The organism is Pseudomonadota bacterium (assembly GCA_010028905.1).
Taxonomy (GTDB): Bacteria; Vulcanimicrobiota; Xenobia; order RGZZ01; family RGZZ01; genus RGZZ01.
Map to the genome: position 1 here is coordinate 1 of RGZZ01000412.1, position 4,500 is coordinate 4,500.

Genomic DNA, 4,500 nt, shown 5'->3' on the forward strand with positions numbered 1-4,500 from the left:
TGATGTCGCAGGCGCCCCCTGCTCGTGCGTCGGTGACCACGATGGCGTTCTCACCGACCGGCGAGAGCCTTGCGTTCGGAAGCCGCGATGACAGCCTGCACCTCTGGCGCATCGGCGATGCCGATGCGGTGAGGCGCTCTGAGGGGGGAGCGCTGGTGACGTGGGTGCGACGTCGAACGGGGGCCCCGTGGCGTCTTCTCTCCCTGGGTTGCAAGGGCACGGTCAACCTCTACGACCCTGTGAGCTTGCGCCGGGACGACTGGATCACCCAGCCGGGTGCGCTGGGTGCGGTGACCTCGTCTGGGCTGCTCGTCACGGCGGAGGGCGACCTGGCTGATCGCATCCGCGTGTTTCCGCTGGGGGCGGAGGTCCCCGCAGATCGGGCGATCACCCTCCCGCGTTTCGTGGGCCTCTCGGGTCGTCTGAGCGGCCTGCTGGCGAACGCCGACGCCACGACGATGGTTCTGGGGGGGACCATCTCGAACGGGGTGGGGGCACCGAGCGACGGGTTTGTCTTGTTCTGGAACCGCAACGCGTCTGAGCGTCCCGTGCTGCGGCAGGTCGATTCGGCCGTTCTCGCCCTGGCCGTCACGTCTGACGGCAGCCGGGTCGCCGCCGTCGGATACGAGGGGAGCGGCGATCTGGTCGTGGGAAGGGCGCGCGTGTTCGATTCAGAGAAGGCGAACGAGGTTCTCGCCCTGCCGCCACAGCCCAAGGCACTCACGTGCGCGGCGTTCCGCCCGTCGAGCACCTGCCTCGCGGTTGGTGGCGCCGACGGGGTGGTCCGGTTCTTCGACGCCGCGGGCGGGCGCCTGCGCGCCTGGGTGAAGAATGGGGCGCCTGTTTCCGCGCTGGCGTTCAATGCCCCGGGCGACCGACTTGCCGTCGGAGGAGAGGACGGGAGCGTGCGCCTCTACGACGTCACCCCCGTCGTGCCGTAGCGCGGCCCGGCCTCACCCCTCGCTGGAGGCGGGCCGGGCGCGGCTTGCCGCCCACTGGCGCAGGGTGTCGATCTCCTCGTGCATGGTCTGTGACAAGGGAACCGACTGCGTGGCGGCGCGCGCCAGGTCGTCGGCCACGATGTCGCGTCGATGGTCGAATGCCTCGTACAAGGCGGCGATGACCACCTGCTCGATCTCAGAGCCGCTGTATCCCTCAGTGACCGCCACCAGGCGATCGAGATCGAGGTGATCGGCGTTGCGGCCCCGGTTGCGCAGGTGGATGCGCAAGATCTCGCGTCGCTCGGCGGCTGAGGGGAGGTCGACGAAGAAGATCTCGTCGAGGCGCCCTTTTCGCAGCAGTTCCGGGGGCAGTGTGGCGATGTTGTTGGCGGTGGCGATGACGAAGACCGGTGCGGTCTTCTCCTGGAGCCAGGTGAGGAAGGTGGCGAACACCCGCGACGACGCGCCGGCGTCGCTCTCACCGCCGCGGGTTCCGGCGAAGGCCTTCTCGATCTCGTCGATCCAGAGGATGGCGGGCGCCACCGACTCGGCGGTGGCGATGGCGCGACGCATGTTCTCTTCCGAGGAGCCCACGAACGACGAGAAGATGCGTCCCATGTCGAGGCGCAGCAAGGGCAGGTTCCACACCTGGCTGATGGCCTTCGCACAGAGGCTCTTGCCGCACCCTTGAACCCCGAGAAGCAGCAGCCCGCGCGGGGGAGGAAGGCCGAACGCGCGCGCTTCCTCGGTGAAGGCCACCGATCGCTTGCGCACCCATTCCTTCAGGCTGGTCAGGCCTCCCACGTCGTGCAGGTTCTGCTGGGCCTCGAAGTACTCGAGGATGCCGCTCTTGCGGATCGCGCGCTTCTTCTCGGCGAGGATGAGCCCCACCTCGGCCGCGGTGAGGCGTCCTCGCTCGATGAGGGCGCGGGCGAAGGCGTTCTCGGCTTCCTTGAGGGTGAGCCCCAGAGCGGCCTTGAGCAGCGTCTCGCGATCGGCACCCTCGAGCGCCACGTCGTGACGTCCGGCCTTCGACACCTGCGCCGCGATGCCGTCGAGCAACCCGCCCAGCTCCTTCGGGCCGGGCAGGCGCAGCTCGAGCACGGTGAGGTCTTTTTCGAGCTCAGGGGGAATGGTGGCGGCGTGAGACACGAGCACCAGGGTCTTGGGGCTCGACTTGAGATGCAGGGCCAGCTCTCTGAGCTTTCGCACCACGGCGTGCTGGGTGAAGAGCGGGTGCAGATCCTTGAACAGGAAGACGGTGGGCTCTGCGATGCGCGCCACCTCGTCGAAGGCGACCATGACATCGGTGGTGGTGGGGGCGAAGGAGCGCTTGCCCATGAGCGTCTCGCTCGCGTCGTGCAGCCCCCGCACCGCCGACCAGCAGCACAGGCGCTTGCCACGGCGCCGGGCGACCTCGGCCAGGGCGTCTTCCACCCGTTCCTCTTCGAACGAGGTCACGTAGATGATGGGATACCGAGCGCGGATCAGCGTCTCGAGCTCGGTCTCGACGTCAGCGGGGGACGACGGCTCGGGGGCGGTTGTGGGTGGCGTGCTCATCTCGATGAGAGGCGTTCGATGAGATCGGGCCCGTCCCCTGGAGATAGACGTGCTCAGGGTGGGGATGGCTGAGGAAGTCGTGGTGGGAGATGGCCCACCCATACGCTCCGGCGATCTCGAACACGATCACGTCACCCACGGCAATCTCATCGACGGGGGCGTCGAAGGCCAGCACGTCCTTCGGCGTGCAGAGCTGGCCGCACACCGTCAGGGTCACGTCGCGCATGGCGGGGCGTGGGTAGGGGCGCAGCCATGTCTCGACGCGTGTCACCGAGAAGGGGTGGCTGTGGCGCCACGACACGGGCAGGCGGAAGTGGTGCGTGCCCCCGCGCACGATGGCGTAGGCGCGCCCATGGTTGGTCTTGAGGTCGAGCACCTCGGTGGCGTACCAGCCGTGCTCGGCCACGAGATATCGACCGCACTCGAAGTTGAGGAATCCGGGGGGCAGCCCTTTGACGATGGGGGCCAGGCCCGTGGTGAAGGCTGTCCAGTCGAACTGCCGACCACCGTCATAGCGCACGCCGATGCCGCCACCGGCGTTCACGTGTCGCAGGTCGATCTCCAGATCGCGGGCCCAGGCGTGGGCACGCTCGAGATATTCCGCGACCAGGGCGCAGTGTGCGGCGGCATCCATCTGGTTCGACACCGAGTGGAAGTGGAAGCCTTCTACATCGACGGCAGGCAGGGTGCGCGCCAGGGCCGTCACCGACGGCACGTCGGCTTCATCGATGCCGAACTGGGTGGGCACGCCGGACATGTGGAGCGTTCCATCGGCAACGATGCGCGTCAGGTTGACGCGTAGCAGAACGGGGATGCGTGTTCCGCGGCGCGCGCCCAGGGCCGCCACGCGCTGCAGCTCGTGCGCGCTCTCGACGTGCAGACGCTCGATGCCGGCGTCGAGGGCGGCTTCGAGCTCGACATCGGTCTTGCCCGGGCCGCCGAAGATGAGAGGCAGCGTGCGCGAGACGCCGCGGGCCTTTTCGATCTCTCCCCCCGACGCGACCTCGAACCCGTCGATCTGGCGTGCCAGCGTCTCGAGCACCGGGTGCTCGGCGTTGGCCTTCATGGCGTAGTACATGCGCACGCCAGGGGGAAGGGTGGCGCGGATGCGGTCGGCGCGGTGCGCGATCTCGTCGAGGTCGATGAGAAAGGCGCAGACCGGCGTCTCGCCCACCCGTTCGTGTATCGCTTCCAGCACGCGGCGGGGCGTCATGCGAGCGCCTCGGCTTCGGTGCGGATGCGATGCAGCGGATTGGAGACCGCGTGCTCGTGCACCTCGGTCTCGGGAAACATGCGTCGGTTCGTCAGGCGCTCGACCGAGATGGTGGGCGCGTACAGATCGAAGGGAGAGGCGTCGGCGCCGTGCGCGCGCGCCTGTTCTTCGACCATGGCCCAGAACCGTCGCTCGCTGAGCCCGTAGTGGCGTTCGAGGAAGAAGCCCAGCTCGGCGATGTTGATGAAGAAGAAGGCGTCGAGCACGAAGTCGGCCACCTTGCGTGGGCTGTCGCAGGTGATGAACGAGTTCCGGTTCACGTTCACGTGCGTGGGGGGCGTGGGGTGAAGGGTCGGCATGCGCGCTGGCGCGGCGAGATGCGCGGGCGAGAAGCGCACGCCGTCGTGGAAGTCCTTCAGGGCGACACGGGTGGGGACCCCGTTTCGGTGAATGAGGATCATGTTCTGGGCGTGCGATTCGAGGCCGATGCCGTGGGCGCAGAGGAAGCGCATGACCGCGGGGACAGAGATCGACAGCAGGCGCCGGGTCCAGGCCTCCACATCACCCATCCAGGGGTCGATGAGAGGACGCCCATCGAGATCGACGTGACAGAGCGCGTTCCACGGCAGCGCGTCTTCCCCAGGCTCGAGCCATCGATGGAGGCTTTCGCGCCACATGCACGAGAGGGTGCCGTAGGTGCGCGGTCCGAGGGCAGCGGGCTGCGCGCGGTCGTAGCTGGCGCCCATCATCTCGCGCAGGACCACGACGCGCATCTCGTCACGCAGA

4 protein-coding genes and 1 pseudogene are annotated in these 4,500 nt (G+C 68.2%); 2 read left to right on the forward strand and 3 right to left on the reverse strand.

Features of this window, described 5'->3' with window-relative positions; genetic code table 11:
* Positions 1–2 precede the first annotated feature (2 nt).
* Both EB084_20150 and EB084_20155 read left to right on the forward strand, forming a co-directional pair.
* Positions 3–107, forward strand: a pseudogene (locus EB084_20150) (hypothetical protein).
* Positions 108–698: 591 nt separating this feature from the next.
* A complete protein-coding gene (locus EB084_20155) occupies positions 699–941 on the forward strand; it encodes a hypothetical protein (protein NDD30579.1) in 243 nt (80 codons plus the stop codon).
* A gap of 12 nt (positions 942–953) precedes the next feature.
* Here the strand turns inward: EB084_20155 and EB084_20160 are convergent, their stop codons facing one another.
* From EB084_20160 to EB084_20170, 3 genes are all read right to left on the reverse strand, one after another.
* Complete coding sequence (locus EB084_20160) at positions 954–2,501, reverse strand: AAA family ATPase (GenBank protein NDD30580.1); 1,548 nt, start codon at positions 2,499–2,501, stop codon at positions 954–956.
* The gene (locus tag EB084_20165; GenBank protein NDD30581.1) at positions 2,455–3,714 is read right to left on the reverse strand and encodes a type III PLP-dependent enzyme; all 1,260 of its coding nucleotides are present in this window, start codon (positions 3,712–3,714) and stop codon (positions 2,455–2,457) included. Before EB084_20165 ends, EB084_20160 begins: the two co-directional genes overlap by 47 nt.
* Positions 3,711–4,500 (reverse strand): IucA/IucC family siderophore biosynthesis protein (locus tag EB084_20170; protein ID NDD30582.1); only part of this gene is annotated, 790 nt, incomplete at its 5' end. The genes EB084_20165 and EB084_20170, both read right to left, overlap by 4 nt.